Origin of the sequence: Roseovarius litoreus (assembly GCF_900142765.1) — a bacterium.
GTDB classification, from domain to species: Bacteria; Pseudomonadota; Alphaproteobacteria; order Rhodobacterales; family Rhodobacteraceae; genus Roseovarius; species Roseovarius litoreus.
This window is the reverse complement of record NZ_FRCB01000001.1, coordinates 122,039-141,941: the sequence shown is the minus strand read 5'-3', so window position 1 is coordinate 141,941 and position 19,903 is coordinate 122,039. Positions and strand designations below refer to the sequence as shown.

Below are 19,903 nucleotides of genomic sequence, written 5' to 3'. Positions count from 1 at the left end.
TTGGCCGTCATTGCATGGCCGTGCCGATCCGCGCGCCTTGCTTGGGCCATGACCCGTACAAGACCTGCCTTCGGATTGTGCAGATCGAGTGGCTGCGCAACGATTTTGCTGCACTGCAGCGCGAATCATCTTGTCTTCGGCTGATCGGCTTACACAAATAAATTATGACACCGATGGGGGATCGCAATGACGCAATTTGATGAAAGCGCGCTCGAGTTTGCGAATTTCATTTTCGACCGGAAAAAGGTGGTGTGTTACGGCCTGCAGAACGCCGCCGGAGGGACGACGACCATCCTCAACTTTCCGACCGCGTCCCTGGCGGATGCGTTCCGCACGGCGTTTCTCGAAGGCCGCAATTTCCGCATCGTCCAGAACGGTGCGCAGATCATCTGCCTTGCCGATTATGAGACCGTGATGCGGTGCTCATCCGATGATCCCCGGGTTCAGCCCCTGAGATACAGTCGCGATTACATGATGGGCACGCTGTCGCACATGGTCTGCTGAGCGAATTGTCCTGATTGATCAACCGGCCCGGATCAGAGCGCCTTCGATACCCTGTCCGGACCGCCCACATCCTCGGGCGCGATAGCCACGGATTTGACGATGGCATAACAGGACGCGCCTTCGGTCAGATCGAGCAGTCGCGCCGATCTCTGGGTGATGCGCGCCAGAAGGATGCCTGCCGGCGTGGCCACGGAAACAAGCGCACCCGGTCCGGCGCCCGAGCGGATCGTCGTGATCTGCCCCGGCAAGATATTCAAAGCCGACAGCCCCTCGGGCCGGGAGCGCGACAGGATCACCTCTTGCGCCGCGATCCTGATCCGCAGCGGTTGCCCCACCTGCTGCGCCACACGCGGCACGAACAGCGCCACGCCCCCGGCACTCAGTTCGGTCAGCCCGTCGTCATGGTGCCGCGCCACTTTGGTTTCCAGCACGGCACCCGCCGCGCGCGCGCCAAGCGGTGTCAGCATCGGATCGCCCAGGATCCCGGTCGCCGGACCCTGGCCTGTGACCCGTCCGTTTTCCAGCGTCACCACCGTGGTCGCCAGACGCGCCACCTCGGTGGCGGAATGGCTGACATAGAGGATCGGCACCGAGACCTCGTCTCGCAGCCTTTCGAAATAGGGTAGGATCTCGGCTTTGCGCGGCTCGTCGAGTGCGGCCAGCGGCTCGTCCGCCAGAATGATCCGAGGATCGCCCAGCAGGGCGCGCCCGATCGCCACGCGCTGCTTTTCGCCCCCCGAGAGGGCAAGTGGCCGGCGATCCAGTAGCGCGCCGATCCCCAGCATTTCCACCACCTCGTGGAAATCGGATCTGGCGCCCTTGCGGAACCAGCGGCTGAACATGAGGTTCTGGCGCACCGTCATATGCGGAAACAGCCGCCCCTCCTGAAAGACATATCCAAGTCCCCGGCGATGCGGCGCAAGATCGATGCCTTGGGCCCGGTCGAACAGCGTCTTGCCCTCGACCGTGATGCGCCCCGTTTCCGGGCTCAGCAGCCCCGCGACCGCATTGATCACGGTCGATTTGCCCGATCCGGAGCGCCCGAACAGCACCGTCAGGCCCGGCGGCGCCTCGAAACTGACATCCAGTGTGAAGTCACCGAAGGCATGTCTGATATCAACCGACAGGGTCATCAGCCCGACATCCTTTTTGCAGCCCTGCGTGCCAACCACTCCGACAGCAGCAGCGCCCCCATCGCCACCACGACCGACACCACCACCAGCCGCATCGCCGAAGACTCGCCCCCCGGCACCTGCAGGAACGCATAGATCGCTGATGGCACCGTGCGCGTCTCGCCGGGGATATTGGAGACGAAAGTGATCGTCGCGCCGAATTCGCCCATCGCCTTGGCAAAGCCAAGGATGCTGCCCGCGATGATCCCGGGCAGGATCAGCGGCAGCGTCACCGTCGCGAACACCCAAGGGCGCGACGCCCCCAGGGTCGAGGCCGCCTGTTCCAGTTTGGGATCGACCGCTTCGATCGACAGGCGGATCGCGCGCACCATCAAGGGGAACCCCATCACCCCCGCCGCAAGCGCGGCCCCTGTCCAGCGAAAGGCCAGAACGATGCCCAGATCCTGCAGAACGCTGCCGATTGGGCCTTTGGTGCCGAAGGTCAAGAGCAGCAGGTACCCGGTGACGACCGGCGGCAGGATCAGCGGCAGGTGCACCAGCCCGTTCAAGACCTGCTTGCCGGGAAAGGACCAGCGCGCCAGCGCATGCGCCATGAAGATGCCAAGCGGCAGCGATACCAGCGTCGCCCAGAACGACACCCGCAGCGACAAGGCGACCGCCTCCCATTCCTGTGGGCCAAGCCACCCCATGATCAATGCCGCCTATGGGTCAAGGACTGTGAATCCTTGCTGCTCGAAGACCCGGCGTGCCTCAGGGCTGCGCAGGAAGTCCATGAAATCTGCCGGGGCCTGTGGTTCGCGACCGGCGACCCTCGCGGCGGGATAGATGATGGGTGGATGGCTGTCTTCGGGAAAGACGCCAAGGATGACTACCGCTTCATCGGCTGCGGCATCGGTTGCATAGACGATCCCATAGGGCGCTTCGCCGGTGGCGACGAGGGCCAGAGCCGCGCGCACATTGTCGGTTTGCGCCACGTCGGCCGCCACGCTGTCCCACAAGCCCAGACTGCTCAGCGCCGCTTTGCCGTAGATCCCCGCTGGCACCGCCTCGATCAACGCCATGGCCAGTTTGCCGCCATCCAGAAGCGCTGCAAGATCAAGTTCGGGGCTGATCTGCCCGATGTCCGAAGGGGCTGCATCCGATCCATGAGCGACAAGCACGATCCGGTTGCCCAGAAGATCGACCCTTGTGCCCGGTTCGATCAACCCATCGGATTCCAGCGCGTCCATCCAATCGCTATTGGCCGATATGAACACATCTGCCGGGGCGCCTTGCTGTATCTGCCGCGCCAGTGCCGAAGACCCCGCCAATGACACGACAAGGTCATGCCCGGTGTCGGCCTCGAACAGCTGTTCGATCTCCTGCAGGGCGTTGGTCATGCTGGCGGCGGCAAAGACCGTGACCCTGTCCGCCAGCGCCGCGCCGGGCTGCAGACTGACCAGCACGGAGGCGGCAAGAAGCGTCTGGCGAAGGGCTGGCGCGATCATCAAGGTCTTTCCCACATGCGATATATCCACATGGGAATATCGAATGCTCCACCGGTCTGGCAAGCGTTATTTCTGGTCGGGAATATCGCGTAGCATGGCTTGCAGCCGGTCGATATGCGCGGCGCCGGCCTTTTCGGCCACCGCTTCGAGGCTGCGGAATTCGGTCAACACGGCCTGTCCCGCTTCTGTCAGAACCGCGCCACCGCCCTTGGCGCCGCCGCGGGTGCTTTCCACCAGCGGTTCGCGGAACATGGCATTCATGGTCTCGACCAATTGCCATGCCCGCTTGTAGCTCATGCCCATGTCGCGCCCGGCGGCTGCGATGGACCCGGTGCGCGCGATCCCCTCCAGAAGATCGGCCTTGCCCGGCCCAAGCATCTCGCCGGGGGCAAAGACAAGGCGCAGGCGAAAGCGCGGATCATGGGGACTGCCTTGGGTCATGTCCCTGACCTTGCGCTGAAATAAGGTCCGGCACAAGCCGCCCGAATGCCCTATGATCCCTTGCGCAGCGCCGAGGGTGTCGTGTCGTAGACCTGCCTGAAAGCCCGGGCCAGAGCCGCCGGGCTGTCATAGCCGCAGCGCAGGCTGATCTCGGCGATGCCGAGTGCCGTGGCCTCCAGCATCCGCCGTGCCGCAGCCAGCCGCAGATGCCGGTAGACCGTTCCCGGAGCGGCGCCCAGCCGTGACCGAAAGCGGCGATCAAGGGTGCGGGGCTGGCACGAAAGCGCTTGCGCCAGGCTGGCCAGCGGCAGGGGGCGTTCGACGGTTTCGCGCATCAGCCCAAGCGCGCGATGCACCAGAGGATCGCTGATCGCCTGCCGTTCGCGCGGCATGGTGACCGGCGGATCGCCATGAATGAACAGCGATTCCACATCCAGCCGGGCAGCGATCCCCAGATGATCGGCGATCAGCCCAAGCGTGAGGTCCAGCGCCGACATCGCGCCCGCACAGGTCCACCATGGCCCGTCGCGCAGCACCCGTGCGCGTTCGGCCTCGCTATCCAGAAACCGTTCGGTGAAGGCATCCAGCAAATCCCAATGCACTGTCACACGTCGACCGCTCAGCAGCCCCGCCGACGCCAGAAGCCATGGCCCCGCATCCAGTCCCACCACTGTGCGCGCCTTTTTCGCCGCCATGCGAAGCGCCTGCCGGTTCTGTCGCGAATCGTGGGCCTCGTGGTGATAACTGGCGAGAACGAAAAGATAATCCCTCTCGCGCATGTCGGACAGGGCGGCATGGGGCATCACCTGCATTCCGCTCGAGGACAGCACCGGCGCGCCAGATGGCGTCACGATCTGCCAGTCGAAGGCCCGGGTTCGGGTGATCGTATTGGCGGCGCGCAGCGGCTCAAGGCAGTTTGCCAGGCACAGGTTCGAGAACTCGTCGAACAGAAGGAAGGTGATGCGCACGGGCGCGTCGGCTGATTTGGTCCATTCCGGCATGATATTTGTCCGATACAGCAAAACATGGCCGCGCACCAGCGCGATACGCTGAGCTTGATCGAGAACAGGAGGGGTCGATGCCGTTAGCCATGAACCGCGAGGTTTTCATCACCTGTGCCGTCACCGGATCTGGTGCCACGCAGGATCGCAGCCCCCATGTGCCCCGGTCTCCAAAGCAGATCGCGGATGCCGCGATCGCGGCGGCCAAGGCGGGGGCGGCGGTGGTGCATTGCCATGTGCGCGACCCCGAGACGGGGGCGCCGTCGCGGGATCTGGGGTTGTTCCGCGAGGTGACGGAGCGGATCAGGGATGCGGAAACGGATGTGGTGCTGAACCTGACAGCGGGCATGGGTGGCGACATCACCTTTGGCGGGGTCGAGGCGCCGTTGCCGGTCAATGCCGCCGGAACCGACATGGCGGGGGCCACGGAACGGGTGGCGCATGTGGCCGAATGCCTGCCGGAAATATGCACGCTCGATTGCGGCACGATGAACTTCGCCGAGGCCGATTACGTCATGACCAACACCCCCGGCATGTTGCAGGCGATGGGCCGCATGATGACCGATCTTGGCGTGAAGCCCGAGATCGAAGCCTTTGACACGGGCCATTTATGGTATGCAAAACAACTGGTTGCGGATGGTATTCTGGAACCTGACGCGCTGGTGCAGCTGTGTATGGGCGTGCCATGGGGTGCGCCGGATGATCTCAATACCTTTATGGCGATGGTCAACAATGTGCCGCCCGAATGGACCTTTTCGGCCTTCTCGCTGGGGCGCAACCAGATGCCTTACGTGGCCGCGAGCGTGCTGGCGGGCGGCAATGTGCGCGTGGGGCTGGAGGACAATCTGATGCTGGATCGCGGCGTGCTGGCGACCAATGCCCAGCTGGTCGAGCGGGCCGTGAGCATCATCGAGAACCTCGGCGCGCGGGTCATCGGGCCCGAGGATGTGCGCCGCAAGCTGAACCTTCGCAAACAGGCGCCAGCGTGAAAATCGCGCGTCGGTATCACGTCGGTATCACGTCGGTATCGTGTCGGTGCGCGCAGCCCGGAACCGACCCCCGATGAGCGCGCAGCGGGTCGTCATCACCGGCGGCGCGTCGGGCATCGGTCTGACGCTGGCGCGGCGCTTTGCGGCGCGCGGCGACCGGGTCGCGCTGTGCGATGCGGATGCGGCGGCGGTCGCGGCGGCGCAGGAAGCGCTGCCCGACACCATCGCGCGCCATGTCGATGTGACAGACGCCGCCGGCATGGAGGCGTTCCTGTCCGAGGTCGAAACATCCTGGGGCGGGGTCGATGTGGTCTGCGCCAATGCCGGGACGGGCGGACCTGCGGGCCGGATCGAAGATCTGGACTATGACGCCTGGCGCGCCTGTCTGGACGTGAACCTGAATGGTGCGTTCCTGACCTGCCGGTGGGCCGCGCGGGTGATGCGGGCGCAGGGCGCGGGGCTGATCCTGATCACCTCGTCCACCTCGGGGCTGCATGGCGTGCCTTATCGCAGCCCCTATGTGGCGGCGAAATGGGGGCTGATCGGGCTGACCAAGACGCTGGCGATGGAGCTTGGCCCTGCGGGTGTGCGCGTCAACGCCATAGCCCCCGGCGCCGTGACGGGCGACCGAATGGATCGCGTCGTGGCGATGGAGGCCGCCGCCAGCGGCCTGACCGAGGACGCGGTGCGCCAGATCTATGTCAAAGGCACCAGCCTGCGCACATGGGTCACCGCCGACGATATCGCCGATATGGCGCTGTTTCTGGCCTCGCCCGCCGCCGCCCGCATCAGCGGGCAGGTGCTGGCGGTGGATGGCCATACCGAAAGCATGGTGCCCTGATGCGCGCGTTCCTCTCGGCCATGCTGGCCTGTGTGATGCTGACGGCCTGTGCGCAACCGCCCGGAAATGGCGTCTATCGCGACACGGGCCAGCCTTTGTCGGTCACCACGCGCAGCGATGCGTCGCGGCTGGCGGGCGACTGGGTGGTGCGCAGCGCCACCCCGGACGAGGCGGGGCTGACCCATGTCACCTATCTTGGCCGGACCGGGGCCGATAGGGGCGAGGCGTTTGCCCTGACGCGGCGGGTCTGCGACGAAAACGCCCGCTGCGAGCTGCGCCGCAGCACCCGTGCGGCCATGCCCCTTGGCATGAACCGCTGGCGGCTGGCGGGCGACGAGACGCCTCGGGAGATCTGGGTTGTCTGGGTCGATGAAGGCTATCGCACCGCCGCGATCGGCACGCCGGATGGCAGCTTTGGCTGGATCCTCGACCGGGCCGCCACAGGCGGCGCAGACCGGATCACCGCCGCGCGCGAGATACTCGAATTCAATGGATACAGCGCCGGCGCCCTGCGAGCGCGCGGCACGGGAGGCGACACATGACCAGAACTGCAGCGATCATCGGGGGCGGCGTCATCGGCGGCGGATGGGCCGCACGCTTCCTGCTCAATGGCTGGAACGTCCGGGTGTTCGACCCCGACCCGCAGGCCGAACGCAAGATCGGTGAGGTGCTGGAGAATGCGCGCCGCGCGCTGCCGATGCTCTATGATGTCGCCATGCCCGAGGAAGGCGCGCTGATCTTCTGCCCCTCGATCGCCGAGGCGGTGACGGGGGCGACATGGGTGCAGGAAAGCGTGACCGAACGGCTGGATCTCAAGCACCGGGTCTTTGCCGAAATCCAGTCGGCCGATCCCGCCGCGCTGATCGGGTCTTCGACCAGCGGCTTCAAACCATCTCAGTTGCAGGAGGGGGCGATCGATCCCGCGCGGATCATGGTGACCCATCCGTTCAACCCGGTCTATCTTTTGCCGCTGATCGAGCTGGTGCCGTCGGCTGTGACGGATGCGGGTGCTGTCGAGACCTGCAAGGATATCCTGCGTTCGGTCGGGCTTTATCCCTTGCATATCCGCAAGGAGATCGACGCCCATATCGCCGACCGGCTGATGGAGGCGGTCTGGCGCGAGGGGCTGTGGCTGGTCAATGACGACATCGCCACCACCGAAGAGATCGACAATGCGATCCGCTATGCCTTTGGCCTGCGCTGGGGGCAGATGGGCCTGTTCGAGACGTTCCGCATTGCCGGTGGCGAGGCGGGGATGCGCCATTTCATCGCCCAGTTCGGCCCGGCTTTGGCCTGGCCCTGGACAAAGCTGATGGATGTGCCCGAGATGACCGACGCGCTGATCGACAAGATCGCCAGCCAGTCGGACGCGCAGTCGGGCCATCTGTCGATCCGCGAGCTCGAGCGCAAGCGCGACGGTAACCTCATTGCGATGATGCGCGCGCTCAAGCAGCAGGGGCATGCGGCGGGGCGGCTGATCCTCGAGCATCAATCAGCGCTGCGGCCCGCGCCCGAGATGGCCTGCCCCATGGTGTCGGCGCGCCGGGTGATCCCGCTCGACTGGACCGACAATAACGGCCATATGAACGAGGGGCGCTACGGGCAGCTTTTCAGCGATGCGTCCGAGACGGTGATGGCGGCGGTGGGCGCCGATGATGCCTATATCGCGGGTGGCAAAAGCTTTTTCACCGTCGAGAACACGATCCGCTTTCTCGAAGAAACCCATGCCGGCGAGAAGATCGAGGTGCATAGCCGCGTGACGCAGGCCGAGGGCAAGAAGCTGCGCTGCCTGCACGAGATGCGGCGGGTGGCGGATGGCGCGGTGCTGGCCACGTCGGACCAGTTCATGCTGCATGTGGATCTGGCAACGCGGCGCAGCTGCGTGCCGCCCGAGGATGTGGCCACGCGGATGGCGGCGCTGGCGGCAGCGCATGCCGCGCCCGAGACGGAGGGCTGAGCGATGCATTTCGGACTGAGCGAAGAACAGGAGATGATCGTCTCGACGGTGCGCAGCTTTGTCGAGAAAGAGATCTATCCCCATGAGGCCGAGGTCGAGCGCACGGGCGAGGTGCCCCGCGAGCTGGCCGACGAGATCCGCCGCAAGACGCTCGAGCTGGGATTTTATGCCTGCAACTTCCCGCAAGAGGTGGGTGGCGCCGGGCTGGGGCATGTGGATTTCGCGCTGGTGGAACGGGAATTGGGCCGGGGGTCGATGGCGCTCACGCATTTTTTCGGGCGGCCGCAGAACATCCTGATGGCCTGCACCGGGGCGCAGCGCGACCGGTACCTGCTGCCGGCGGTGCGCGGCGAGCGGATGGACGCGCTGGCGATGACCGAACCCGATGCCGGATCGGATGTGCGGGGGATGAAATGCTCGGCCCGGCGCGAGGGTGGCGACTGGGTGCTCAATGGCACCAAGCATTTCATCTCGGGGGCGGATCACGCGGATTTCGTGATCGTCTTCGTGGCCACCGGCGAAGACATGACCGACCGGGGGCCGAAGAAGCGCATCACCACCTTCCTCGTGGATCGCGGCACGCCGGGCTTCACGATCCGCGACGGCTATCGCTCGGTCAGTCATCGCGGCTACAAGAACATGATCCTCGAGTTCGACGATTGCCGGCTGCCGGATGATCAGGTGCTGGGCGAGGTGGATGGCGGGTTCGCGGTGATGAACGAATGGCTCTATGCCACGCGGATCACCGTGGCCACGATGAGCGTCGGGCGGGCGCGGCGCTGTTTCGATTATGCGCTGGGCCAGGCCGCAGAGCGGCGCCAGTTTGGTCAGCCGATCGGCAGGTTCCAGGGCGTCGGCTTCCAGATCGCCGACATGATCACCGAGATCGACGCGGCCGATTTCCTGACCCTCGCCGCCGCCTGGCGGCTGGATCAGGGCCTGCCCGCCAATCGCGAGATCGCCAGCGCCAAGCTCTATGCGACCGAGATGCTGGCACGGGTGAGCGATGCCACCCTGCAGATCCATGGCGGGATGGGATTGATGGATGATCTGCCGATCGAACGGTTCTGGCGCGATGCGCGGGTCGAGCGGATCTGGGACGGCACCAGCGAGATCCAGCGCCACATCATCAGTCGCGAGTTGCTGCGACCGCTGGGCGCCTGAGGCCGACCCCGGTGACAAGAGATTTCATGCCTCCGGCGGGGATATTTTCAGCCAGAAGAAACGGGGAAGCGCGCGCGGCCCTTCCCCGTCCTGCGAAACGCTGGGGGGCGTTTCTCCTGGCGCGGTCATCGGCGTCCCCGCCTGTACCGCCCCGTGAGACTGGCATGGAATGGTTAAGAAACCCTTGTTTCTTCTGGCTGAAAATATCCCCGCCGGAGGCTCCCGTCGGCTCCGTGCGCGTGAAGGGGCGCAGATGAGGCGCGACCTCAAACGTCTGCTGCGGCCGCGCTCGATCGCGGTGATCGGCGGTGGGGCATGGTGCGCCAATGTCGTCGAGCAATGCCGCAAGATGGGCTTTGACGGGACGATCTGGCCGGTGCATCCGACGCGCGACACGCTGGCCGACGTGCCGGCCTTCGCGGGCATCGAAGATGTGCCGGGCGTGCCGGATGCCGCCTTCATCGGTGTGAACCGGCATGCCACGGTCGAGATCGTCCGGCACCTTGCGGGGATCGGCGCGGGCGGGGCGGTGTGTTTCGCCAGCGGTTTTCGCGAGGCGCAGGCTGAGACCGGCGACGGCGCGGGGCTGCAGGAGGCGCTCTTGCAGGCGGCCGGCGGGATGCCGATCCTCGGGCCGAACTGCTATGGGATGATCAACTATCTCGACGGGGCGTTGCTCTGGCCCGATCAGCATGGCGGGCAGCGCTGCGACCGGGGCGTCGCGATCGTCACCCAAAGCTCCAATATCGCGATCAACCTGACCATGCAGGCGCGTGGCCTGCCCATCGCTTATGTGGTGACCGCGGGCAACCAGGCGCAGACCGGGCTGGCCGATCTGGGCCGCGCGCTCTTGGCCGATGACCGGGTCAGCGCGCTTGGACTTCATATCGAGGGGATCGGCGATCTGCGCGCCTTCGAAGCGTTGGCCGCAGAGGCGCGGGCAAGGGGCAAGCCGATTGTCGCGCTCAAGGCCGGGAGATCGGACCATGCAAGGGCGGCGGCGGTGTCGCATACCGCGTCGATGGCGGGCAGCGATGCGGGGGGGCGGGCGCTTTTGGACCGTCTTGGCATCGCCCGGGTGGCGAGCCTGCCCGCGCTCCTGGAGACGCTCAAGCTGGTGCATTTCGCGGGGCCGCTGCGCTCGAACCGGATCGCGTCGATGTCCTGTTCGGGTGGCGAGGCGAGCCTTGTGGCCGACAGCGCCGAGGGGCGCGACATCGTCCTGCCACCGCTGAGCGCGCGCCAACGCGACGGGTTGCGCGCAGCCCTTGGGCCGAAGGTGGCGCTGGCCAATCCGCTGGATTACCACACCTATATCTGGGGGGACACAGCCGCCATGGCGCGCGCCTTTGCGGCGATGCTGTCGGGGGATCTGGGGCTTGGCTGTCTGATCGTCGATTTTCCGCGCACCGACCGCTGCAGCATGGCCGCATGGGATTGCGCGATCGAGGCCAGCCGCCTTGCGGCGGGCGGCAGCACCACGCCTCTGGCGCTGATCGCGACCTTGCCGGAGGGCATGTCCGAGCCGGTGGCGCAGCGCTGCATCGATGCCGGGCTGATCCCGCTTCTGGGGCTTGATGATGCGCTGAGCGCCATCGAGGCGGCGGCCTTTCTGGGCGAGGCGCGCCGCGACCCCGCGCCGCTGCTTTTGCCCGGAACGCCGGCGGCGCTCCGGACCCTGAGCGAGGCCGAGGCCAAGGCCGAACTTGCCGGGCACGGCCTGGCGGTGCCGCGCGCCGAGCGCGCGACGCAAGCCGGCGCGCTTGCAGCGGCGGCCCATCGGATCGGTGCGCCGCTCGTCATCAAGGCCGAAGGTCTGGCGCATAAATCCGATATGGGCGGTGTCGTTCTGGCGCCCGACGATCCGCAAGCCGCGCTGGCCGCCGCCCGAAGGATGCCCTGCGACAGCTGGCTGGTGGAGGAGATGGTCACCGGTGCCGTGGCCGAGCTCTTGATCGGGGTGCTGCGCGATCCCGCGCATGGCTTCGTGCTGACGCTTGCCGCGGGCGGTACGCTGACCGAGATCATCGCCGACAGCACGCAGCTTTTGCTGCCCGTCGAGGCGCAGGACATCGACGCGGCGCTGGACACCTTGCGCATCGCGCGCCTGCTTGAGGGCTATCGCGGCAAGCCGGCTGCGGATCGCGAGGCGATTGTCCGCGCCGTTCTGGCGGTGCAGGATTACGTCATCGCCCAAGCCCATCGCCTCGAGGAGGTGGAAATCAACCCGCTCATCTGCACGCCCGATCGCGCGGTCGCCGTGGATGCGCTTATCACCATCGGAGAGCCGACATGACCGACAGCCCCGTCAAGACCCACCGCCGAGGCCATGTGCTGGAGGTGACGCTGGACCGGCCCAAGGCCAATGCCATCGATCTCGCCACCAGCCGCATAATGGGAGAGGTGTTCCGAGATTTCCGCGACGATCCGGATCTGCGCGTGGCGCTGATCACCGGCGCGGGGGACAAGTTCTTCTGTCCCGGCTGGGATCTCAAGGCCGCGGCTGATGGCGATGCGGTGGATGGCGATTACGGTGTCGGCGGGTTCGGCGGGCTGCAGGAGATGCGCGCGATGAACAAGCCCATCGTGGCCGCTGTCAACGGGATCTGCTGTGGCGGGGGGCTGGAATGGGCGCTGTCGGCGGATATCATCCTGGCCGCGGATCACGCGCAATTCGCCCTGCCCGAAATCCGCTCGGGCACCGTGGCGGACGCGGCGAGCGTCAAGCTGCCCAAGCGCATCCCCTATCACATCGCCATGGAAATGCTGCTGACCGGGCGCTGGATCGATGCCGAAGAGGCCGCCCGCTGGGGGCTCATCAACCAGATCCATCCGGCGGATGCGCTGATGGAGAAGGCGCGCGCGCTGGCCGATCACCTGGCCTCGGGGCCGCCGCTGGTTTACGCCGCGATCAAGGAAATCGTGCGCGAGGCCGAGGCGATGACCTTTCAGGACGCGATGAACCGGATCACGCGGCGGCAGTTCGAGACGGTCGACAGGCTTTACGCGTCCGAGGATCAGCTGGAGGGCGCGCGCGCCTTCGCCGAAAAGCGCGATCCGGTCTGGAAGGGGAAATAAAGCGTTTCGCGAAATGCGGTGCGCCGTTCAATCGTTGCAGGCGGTCCGCCTTGAGCGGATGCCTGAGGTCAAAGGCAGACCGCTTTAGCCCGCAAAGGTCGCGCACAAGAGGGATGCGCCGGGGTCAGCCCAATGCGAGAGCGCGGCCAAGCGTGACCGCCTCGGGCGTGATCCGCGTGTCGTAGATCAGCACCTCGACCCCGGCGGCGCGGGCGGCGTCGAAGCCCGCCGCATAGGCCGGGTCGATATCCGAGGCCAGCCGGAAGGCGCGGGCATCGGTGCGCTGCACCAGATAGAACATCACCGCGCGGTGCCCCTCTCGGACCATCTGCGCCAGCTCTGCCAGGTGTTTGGTGCCGCGCGCGGTCACGCTGTCGGGAAACTCGGCGATGCCGGGCTGGCGCTGCAGGGTCACCGACTTGACCTCGACATAGGCATCCCGCCGTCCCGTGCCCTGCAACAGGAAATCGATCCGGCTGCCGGTGCCATAGGCCACCTCGGCGCGCAGGCGCTCATAGCCGGCAAGCTCGGGCACCTCGCCTGCCTCGAGTGCTGCGCGCAGCGCGCGGTTGGGCACGGATGTGTCGATGCCGGTGAAATGCCCGTTCCCGTGATCCACAAGGCGCCAGCCGTATTTCAGCTTCTTCTTCGGGTCGTCATTCGGCTCGACCCAGATGCGCATGCCGGGATCGGCCAGCCCCATCATCGAGCCGGGATTGGCGCAATGCGCCGTCACCTCGCGCCCGTCCTCCAGCCGGATATCGGCCAGGAAGCGTTTGTAGCGCCGGATCAGGGTCGCCGGCTCAAGAGGGGTTTGAAAGCGCATGGCGACAGGCCTATACCGAAGCCACCATCCCATCAAGGAGCGCGCCTCATGCCCAACCCCACCGCCGCCATGCTGGTCATCGGAGACGAGATCCTCTCGGGGCGCACCCGCGACGCCAATATGCATCATCTGGCCAAGGAACTGACCCATGTGGGCATCGACCTGTGCGAGGTGCGGGTGGTCAGCGACAAGGCCGATGCGATCACCGATGCGGTCAAGGCGCTCAGCGCGGCCTACACCCATGTGTTCACCTCGGGCGGGATCGGCCCCACCCATGACGACATCACCGCCGACAACGTGGCGCGCGCCTTCGGCGTGCCGATCGATGTGCGCGAGGATGCCCGCGCGATCCTGCAGGCGCATTACGATCGTCAGGGGCTCGAGCTGAACGAGGCCCGGCTGCGCATGGCCCGCATCCCCGAAGGCGCAAAGCTGATCGACAATCCGGTGAGCGCCGCGCCGGGCTTTATCCTTGGCAATGTGCATGTGATGGCGGGCGTGCCCTCGATCTTCAACGCGATGCTGGCCGGCGTGCTGCCCAGCCTGACGGGCGGCGCGCCGGTGCTGTCGCAATCGCTGATGATCCATCGCGGCGAGGGCGATATCGCCGGGCCGCTGCGGGCCTTGGCGGAACGCTATCCCGATCTGTCCTTCGGCTCCTATCCGTTCCAGCGCGATGGCGCCTATGGCGCGCAGGTCGTGATCCGAGGTCAGGACGGCGCGCGTCTGGATGCCGCCATGACCGAGTTGAACGCGATGTTCCCCGCATGACGCCCGAGACGTTCCATGCCGTGATCGAGGCCACATGGCCTGCCGCCGAAACCATGCCGCAGGGTCCATGGACCATCCGCAACGGGCAGGGCGGCGGCAAGCGTGTCTCGGCGGCCACCGCCCGGCAGCCGGTGACGGCGGCCGACCTCCCCCTTGCCGAGGCGGAAATGCGCGCCTTGGGCCAGACGCCGCTTTTTCTCATTCGCAACGGCGATCTGGGGCTGGATGCGATGCTCGAAGGCTATGGCTATGACGTGGTCGACCCGGTCAACATGTATGCCGGTCCGATCGACACCATCGCCGTGCCGCCGCCGCACGCCACCAGCTTTGCCATATGGGAGCCGCTGGCGATTCAGCTCGAGATCTGGGCCGAGGGCGGCATCGGCCCCGCCCGGATCGACGTGATGCGCCGCGCCAGCTTTCCCAAGACCTCCATTCTGGTGCGTGACGGTCAGCGTCCCGCCGCCACCGCCTTTTGCGCGATGCATGACGGGGTGGCGATGATCCATGCGCTCGAAGTGCGCGCCTCCTGTCGTCGCCGCGGCATGGGCCGGCACGCGGTGCAGCAGGCCGCGATCTGGGCGCGGGCCAATGGCGCCACGCGCATGACGGCCCTGTGCACGCAGGCCAATCAGGGCTCGAACGCGCTCTTTGCTTCCCTCGGGCTGACGCCTGTGGGACAGTATCATTACCGGATCAAGACCTGAACCACCCAAGGAGGCGCCCCGCCGATGACCGACACTTCACGACCCACGGCGCTGGATCTGCCGATGGCCGATCCGCTTCCCGATGCGACGCGGAAATATTTCGACATCTGTCAGGACAAGCTGGGCATGGTGCCCAATGTGCTCAAGGCCTATGCCTTCGACATCGCCAAGCTCGACACATTCACCGCGATGTATAACGACCTGATGCTGGCCGACAGCGGCCTGAGCAAACTGGAACGCGAGATGATCGCGGTTGTGGTCAGCTCGATCAATCGCTGCTGGTATTGCCAGGTGGCGCATGGTGCTGCGGTGCGGCAGTTGTCGGGCCGTCCCGAACTGGGCGAGGCGATGGTGATGAACTGGCGCGCCGCCGATCTGGACGCGCGCCAGACCGCCATGCTGGGCTTTGCCGAAAAGATCACCCGCGCCAGCGCCGAGATTTCCGAGGCGGACCGGCAGGGCTTGCGCGATGCGGGCTTTTCGGATCGCGACATCTGGGACATCGCCAGCGTTGCGGGATTTTTCAACATGACCAACCGCGTGGCCAGCGCGACGGGCATGCAGCCCAACCCCGAATATCACGCTCAGGCACGTCAGGGCTGATGCTGGCGCGGCTGGTCCTTCTGCTGCTGTGCCTTTCCTTTCCTTCGGTCGGCGCACAGGCCCAAAGTTCGGCCCAAACTTCGGCCCAGACCCCGGTCGCCGGGCTGTCGATGCCGGGCACGGCGGTTCTGACCCGTGAACTTGTCGAAGAGGCGGGCAGCTACCGGCTTCCGGTGGGACCGTTCAGCGATGGCATCATGCGCACCCTCAGGGTCGAGGGCCGCATCGTGCAACAGGCTTGGCGGATCGAGGCGCAGGGCATGACCACGCTGCAAATGCTGGCACCCTTGCGCGACCAGCTGACCGGCGCCGGGTTCAACATTCTGTACGACTGTGCGGCGACCGCCTGTGGCGGGTTCGATTTCCGCTTCAACACGCGCGTCATGGCCGCGCCCGACATGTTCGTGGACCTGCTCGATTACCGGTTTCTGGCGGCGCGGCGCGATGGCCCGAACGGCGTGGGGCAGTATGTATCCCTGCTGGTCAGCCGCTCGGGCGCCAGCGGCTATATCCAGGTGATCCATGCCGGCGGTGCGCGGATCGGCCTTTCCGACGAGGCCGGCACCAACGCGGCCAGCAACGCGGGCACCGGAACTGGCACTGGTACGGCGGGTGGCACTGTTACGGCCAGTGGCACGGGCACGGCCATCCCTTCCCCGGCGCAGGATCTGCCCCTGGCCGAGGCCCTGCTTGCCTGGGGTCACGTCCGCTTGGCCGATCTCGAATTCGAAACCGGACGCTCGGCTCTGGGGCAGGGGCCGTTCGCCTCGCTCGCGGCGCTTGCCGCCTTTCTGAACGAAGACGATGGCAGGCGTGTCGCCCTTGTGGGGCATACCGATTCCGTGGGCGCGCTGGAGCCGAATATCGACCTGTCGCGCGCCCGCGCCGCTGCGGTGATGACCCGGCTGATCGATACATACGGCGTGCGCCCCGAGCAGCTCGAGGCGCGCGGCGTGGGCTATCTCGCGCCCATCGCCTCGAACCGCACCGATACCGGCCGCGACGCCAACCGCCGCGTCGAGGCGGTGCTTCTGAACACACAGTAACCTCGGCCCTTTGCGCGCGCCTTTTGCGCGATCACCGGGCGAGCGGTTGCGTCCGCGGGCGCCTTGCGCTATGCCGCATCGCAGCGAACATGGAGCCGGGTGCGACCCCCGGCTGGCTCTTCCGGCCGCCGATCCGCCGGACAACAAGACCAAAAGCCATAACCGCGCCGTTCCTGCTGCGCCGGCACGGCTCAAGGGAACCTAAGTCTCATGATCTCTCTCTCCGCCTACCGGCGCGACTGGACCGGGAATATCCGTGCTGATCTCTTGTCCGGCCTTGTCGTGGCCCTTGCCCTGATCCCCGAAGCCATCGCCTTTTCGATCATCGCGGGCGTTGACCCCAAAGTGGGGCTTTATGCCAGCTTCTCGATTGCGGTGATCACCGCGATCACTGGCGGGCGGCCCGGCATGATCTCGGCGGCGACCGCCGCGACGGCGGTGCTGATGGTCACGCTGGTGCGCGATCACGGGCTGGAATATCTGCTGGCCGCCACCGTGCTGGCCGGTCTTCTGCAGATCGGCGCAGGGCTGTTGCGGCTGGGCTATGTGATGCGCTTCGTGTCACGCTCGGTGATGACCGGTTTCGTGAACGCTCTGGCGATCCTGATCTTCATCGCGCAGCTGCCCGAGCTCGACCCCACGAGGGTGCCGATGCTGACCTATGCTCTGGTGGCACTCGGGCTGGCGATCATCTACCTGTTTCCGACCATCACAACCGTGATCCCCTCGCCTCTGGTGACGATCATCGTGCTGACCGTGCTGGTGGTGGTCATGGGCTGGGATGTGCGCACCGTGGGCGACATGGGCGCGCTGCCCGACACGCTGCCGGTCTTCCTGATCCCCGACATCCCGCTGAATTTCGAGACGCTGCAGATCATCTTCCCCTATGCGCTGGCGGTGGCTGTCGTCGGTCTGCTGGAAAGCCTGATGACCCAGCAGATCGTCGATGACCTGACCGACACCAGCTCGGATCGCAATCAGGAATGCATCGGGCAGGGTCTGGCCAATACCGCCACCGGCTTTATCGGCGGGATGGCGGGCTGTGCGATGATCGGGCAGTCGATCATCAACGTGAAATCCGGCGGGCGGGGGCGGCTGTCGTGCTTTGTTGCGGGGATTTTTCTGCTGATCCTGTGCGTGGTGCTGGGCGATATCGTGGCGATCATCCCGATGGCCGCGCTGGTGGCGATCATGATCATGGTGTCGATCGGCACCTTCTCGTGGTCCTCGATCAAGAACCTGCGCGATCATCCGCGCTCGTCCTCGATCGTGATGCTGGCGACGGTGTTCTTCGTGATCTACACCCATAACCTTGCCATCGGGGTTCTGGTCGGCGTGCTGCTGTCGGGCATCTTCTTTGCGTGGAAGATCGCGCAGCTGTTCCGCGTCCGCTCTGAGATCACCGCCGACGGCACCCACCGCACCTATATCGTCGAGGGCCAGCTGTTCTTCGCCTCGACCGAGGACTTCATGAAAGCGTTCGACTTCCGGGAAGCCCCCCGGAAAGTGACCATCGATGTCAGCCGCGCGCATATCTGGGACATTTCCTCGGTTGCGGCGGTGGACATGGCCGTGCTCAAGTTCCGCCGCGAGGGGGCCGAGGTCGAGATCATCGGCATGAACGAAGCCTCCGAGACCATCGTCGATCAGCTTGCCGTGCATGACAAGCCCGGCGCGATGGACAAGTTGCTGGGCCATTGAGGAAGGACAGGATCATGACAACCGACACACTCATCGCCCTTGTCGACGGCTCGGCCTATTCCGAAAGCGTCTGCCACCATGCCGCATGGATCGCCGCGCGCGCCGGCTGGAGCGTCAAGGTCTATCACGTGCTGGGCCGGCGCGATGCGCCCGCCACAAGCGATCTGAGCGGCGCGATCCGGCTTGGGGCGCGCAGCGCGCTGCTGGAACAGCTCTCGGATCTCGATGCGCAGCGCGCCAAGCTCGCCCATGAACAGGGCCGTGCGATCCTCGACGATGCCCGCGCGATCATCGAAGGGGCGGGCGACATCGTCGTGGAAACCCGTCTGCGCCAGGGCGATCTGGTCGAAACGGTCACCGCAAAGGAAGATAGCGGCGACATGATCGTGATCGGAAAGCGCGGCGAGGCGGCGGGACTGGCCGCGGCGCATCTCGGCTCCAACCTCGAACGGATCGTGCGGGCCAGCCACAGGCCGGTCTTTGTGGCCAACCGCGCCTTTCGCGCGATCAAACGCGTGCTGGTGGCCTTCGACGGGGGGGCGTCCTCGCTTCGGGCGGTGGATTACATCGCGCGCAGCCCGATCTTTGCCGGGCTCACGGTGACGGTGGTCTTTGCCGGGGTCGAAACCCCCGCCGTCGTCCGGTCGCTCGAGGATGCTGCGGCGACCCTGCGCGCCGGTGGCTTCAACCCCGAAACGGTGATCCGTCCCGGCGAGCCGGAAAAGGTGCTGGCGGCGATGACCGCCGACACCGGCGGCGCGCCCCAGCCCGATGCGGGTCATGATCTTCTGGTGATGGGGGCTTATGGCCACAGCCGGGTGCGCACGCTTCTGATCGGCTCCACCACGACCGAGATGATCCGCTCGTGCAAGGTGCCGGTGATGCTGATGCGCTGACGCGCTGAACCGCGAATATCCCCGGCCGGGGGGCGTTCAGGCCCCCGGACGCTCGGGGATAAGCTGTTGCGCGATGCCCGCGAACAGCAGGTAGGCGCTGGTCACCACCAGCCCCCAATGCGCCCAGCTTTCGGGGTGGAAATCCACCCAGGCCGCCCATCCCGCAAAGAAGGTCCAGGCGAATGTCATGGGCAGCGACAGCCACCGCCAGCGTTCGGTGCGCACCGGATGGATGAATTTCAGCGGCAGGAACATCGCCACCGACAACAGCGTGACCAGCAGCAGGATCAGCCATGTGGGCGGCTGCACGGCGAACATGACCAGCACGGTCATCTGCCAGCATCCCGGAAAGCCGGAAAACGAATTGTCCTTCGTTTTCATGTTGGTATCGGCGAAATACAGCGCGCTGGCATAGGTGATGATGATGATCGCCACCCATCCCGTCCAGCCCGGCAGCAGATCGGACTTGAACAGCGCGAAGGCCGGGATGAACACATAGGTCAGATAATCGATGATCAGATCCAGCAACACCCCGTCAAAGCGCGGTGCGTTCTGCCAGACCAGATAGCGGCGCGCCAGCGGCCCGTCGACCCCGTCCACGGCAAAGGCCACGACCAGCCACAGGAACATCATCGCCCATTCGCGATCCATCGCCGCCAGCAGCGCCAGCATCGCAAACACCGCACCCGAGGCCGTCAGGAAATGGACCAGTAATGCCTTGTAGCTCAAACTCATGACGTCCTCTTCGCGCAGCTGCG

General features: G+C 65.9%; 21 protein-coding genes and 1 other annotated feature. Of the genes, 14 read left to right on the top strand and 7 right to left on the bottom strand.

Features of this window, described 5'->3' with window-relative positions; translation table 11 throughout:
- Nucleotides 1-186: 186 nt before the first annotated feature.
- A complete protein-coding gene (locus F3H35_RS00695) occupies nt 187-504 on the top strand; it encodes a hypothetical protein (RefSeq protein ID WP_149777753.1) in 318 nt (105 codons plus the stop codon).
- A 32-nt stretch (nt 505-536) separates the two neighbouring features.
- Here F3H35_RS00695 and modC read toward each other — a convergent pair whose 3' ends face one another.
- The 5 genes from modC to F3H35_RS00670 form a co-directional block, all read right to left on the bottom strand.
- A complete protein-coding gene (modC, locus tag F3H35_RS00690; protein ID WP_149777752.1) occupies nt 537-1,637 on the bottom strand; it encodes a molybdenum ABC transporter ATP-binding protein in 1,101 nt (366 codons plus the stop codon).
- Nucleotides 1,637-2,326 carry a molybdate ABC transporter permease subunit gene (modB, locus tag F3H35_RS00685; RefSeq protein ID WP_149777751.1) on the bottom strand — a complete coding sequence of 230 codons (690 nt, stop codon included), beginning with the start codon at nt 2,324-2,326 and terminating at the stop codon, nt 1,637-1,639. The genes modC and modB overlap by 1 nt, the downstream gene beginning before the upstream one ends.
- Before the next feature lie 12 nt (nt 2,327-2,338).
- On the bottom strand, nt 2,339-3,124 hold the full coding sequence (modA, locus tag F3H35_RS00680) for a molybdate ABC transporter substrate-binding protein (RefSeq protein WP_149778358.1): 786 nt from the start codon (nt 3,122-3,124) through the stop codon (nt 2,339-2,341).
- A gap of 66 nt (nt 3,125-3,190) precedes the next feature.
- Nucleotides 3,191-3,565, bottom strand: a complete 375-nt coding sequence (locus F3H35_RS00675; RefSeq protein ID WP_188129825.1) for a winged helix-turn-helix domain-containing protein — start codon at nt 3,563-3,565, stop codon at nt 3,191-3,193.
- Nucleotides 3,566-3,615: 50 nt separating this feature from the next.
- Nucleotides 3,616-4,566 carry a GlxA family transcriptional regulator gene (locus tag F3H35_RS00670; RefSeq protein ID WP_149777749.1) on the bottom strand — a complete coding sequence of 317 codons (951 nt, stop codon included), beginning with the start codon at nt 4,564-4,566 and terminating at the stop codon, nt 3,616-3,618.
- 77 nt (nt 4,567-4,643) lie between these two features.
- Between F3H35_RS00670 and F3H35_RS00665 the strand changes: the two genes are divergently transcribed.
- From F3H35_RS00665 to F3H35_RS00635, 7 genes are all read left to right on the top strand, one after another.
- Nucleotides 4,644-5,555, top strand: a complete 912-nt coding sequence (locus F3H35_RS00665; RefSeq protein ID WP_149777748.1) for a BKACE family enzyme — start codon at nt 4,644-4,646, stop codon at nt 5,553-5,555.
- Between the two features lie 73 nt (nt 5,556-5,628).
- Nucleotides 5,629-6,396 carry an SDR family oxidoreductase gene (locus tag F3H35_RS00660; protein WP_149777747.1) on the top strand — a complete coding sequence of 256 codons (768 nt, stop codon included), beginning with the start codon at nt 5,629-5,631 and terminating at the stop codon, nt 6,394-6,396.
- The gene (locus F3H35_RS00655; protein WP_149777746.1) at nt 6,396-6,938 is read left to right on the top strand and encodes a lipocalin family protein; all 543 of its coding nucleotides are present in this window, start codon (nt 6,396-6,398) and stop codon (nt 6,936-6,938) included. The genes F3H35_RS00660 and F3H35_RS00655 overlap by 1 nt, the downstream gene beginning before the upstream one ends.
- Nucleotides 6,935-8,353: a carnitine 3-dehydrogenase gene (locus F3H35_RS00650; protein WP_149777745.1), complete on the top strand. Its 1,419-nt coding sequence runs from the start codon at nt 6,935-6,937 to the stop codon at nt 8,351-8,353. Before F3H35_RS00655 ends, F3H35_RS00650 begins: the two co-directional genes overlap by 4 nt.
- Nucleotides 8,354-8,356: 3 nt before the next feature.
- The gene (locus F3H35_RS00645; protein ID WP_149777744.1) at nt 8,357-9,517 is read left to right on the top strand and encodes an acyl-CoA dehydrogenase family protein; all 1,161 of its coding nucleotides are present in this window, start codon (nt 8,357-8,359) and stop codon (nt 9,515-9,517) included.
- Between the two features lie 253 nt (nt 9,518-9,770).
- Nucleotides 9,771-11,813: an acetate--CoA ligase family protein gene (locus tag F3H35_RS00640; RefSeq protein WP_149777743.1), complete on the top strand. Its 2,043-nt coding sequence runs from the start codon at nt 9,771-9,773 to the stop codon at nt 11,811-11,813.
- Nucleotides 11,810-12,595: a carnitinyl-CoA dehydratase gene (locus F3H35_RS00635; RefSeq protein ID WP_149777742.1), complete on the top strand. Its 786-nt coding sequence runs from the start codon at nt 11,810-11,812 to the stop codon at nt 12,593-12,595. Before F3H35_RS00640 ends, F3H35_RS00635 begins: the two co-directional genes overlap by 4 nt.
- A gap of 124 nt (nt 12,596-12,719) precedes the next feature.
- Here F3H35_RS00635 and sfsA read toward each other — a convergent pair whose 3' ends face one another.
- Complete coding sequence (sfsA, locus tag F3H35_RS00630) at nt 12,720-13,421, bottom strand: DNA/RNA nuclease SfsA (RefSeq protein ID WP_149777741.1); 702 nt, start codon at nt 13,419-13,421, stop codon at nt 12,720-12,722.
- A gap of 48 nt (nt 13,422-13,469) precedes the next feature.
- Here sfsA and F3H35_RS00625 point away from each other — a divergent pair, with 48 nt between their 5' ends.
- The 6 genes from F3H35_RS00625 to F3H35_RS00600 all read left to right on the top strand — a co-directional run bounded on the left by F3H35_RS00625 (nt 13,470) and on the right by F3H35_RS00600 (nt 19,145).
- Nucleotides 13,470-14,192, top strand: a complete 723-nt coding sequence (locus F3H35_RS00625) for a competence/damage-inducible protein A (RefSeq protein WP_149777740.1) — start codon at nt 13,470-13,472, stop codon at nt 14,190-14,192.
- The gene (locus tag F3H35_RS00620) at nt 14,189-14,899 is read left to right on the top strand and encodes a GNAT family N-acetyltransferase (protein ID WP_149777739.1); all 711 of its coding nucleotides are present in this window, start codon (nt 14,189-14,191) and stop codon (nt 14,897-14,899) included. Before F3H35_RS00625 ends, F3H35_RS00620 begins: the two co-directional genes overlap by 4 nt.
- 24 nt (nt 14,900-14,923) lie before the next feature.
- Entirely contained in the window at nt 14,924-15,502 is a 579-nt protein-coding gene (locus F3H35_RS00615) for a peroxidase-related enzyme (protein WP_149777738.1), read from the top strand.
- Entirely contained in the window at nt 15,502-16,548 is a 1,047-nt protein-coding gene (locus F3H35_RS00610) for an OmpA family protein (RefSeq protein WP_149777737.1), read from the top strand. Before F3H35_RS00615 ends, F3H35_RS00610 begins: the two co-directional genes overlap by 1 nt.
- A gap of 88 nt (nt 16,549-16,636) precedes the next feature.
- Nucleotides 16,637-16,694: a sequence feature (sul1 is cis-regulatory element that is thought to sense ions involved in sulfur or methionine metabolism; They are found in Alphaproteobacteria), on the top strand.
- A gap of 64 nt (nt 16,695-16,758) precedes the next feature.
- Nucleotides 16,759-18,249, top strand: coding sequence for a SulP family inorganic anion transporter (locus F3H35_RS00605; protein WP_149777736.1), 1,491 nt, complete (start codon nt 16,759-16,761; stop codon nt 18,247-18,249).
- 14 nt (nt 18,250-18,263) lie between these two features.
- A complete protein-coding gene (locus F3H35_RS00600) occupies nt 18,264-19,145 on the top strand; it encodes a universal stress protein (RefSeq protein WP_149777735.1) in 882 nt (293 codons plus the stop codon).
- Nucleotides 19,146-19,181: 36 nt separating this feature from the next.
- On the opposite strand, the gene F3H35_RS00595 is transcribed toward F3H35_RS00600, so the two are convergent.
- A complete protein-coding gene (locus F3H35_RS00595) occupies nt 19,182-19,880 on the bottom strand; it encodes a CDP-alcohol phosphatidyltransferase family protein (protein WP_149777734.1) in 699 nt (232 codons plus the stop codon).
- Between the last annotated feature and the right edge of the window lie 23 nt (nt 19,881-19,903).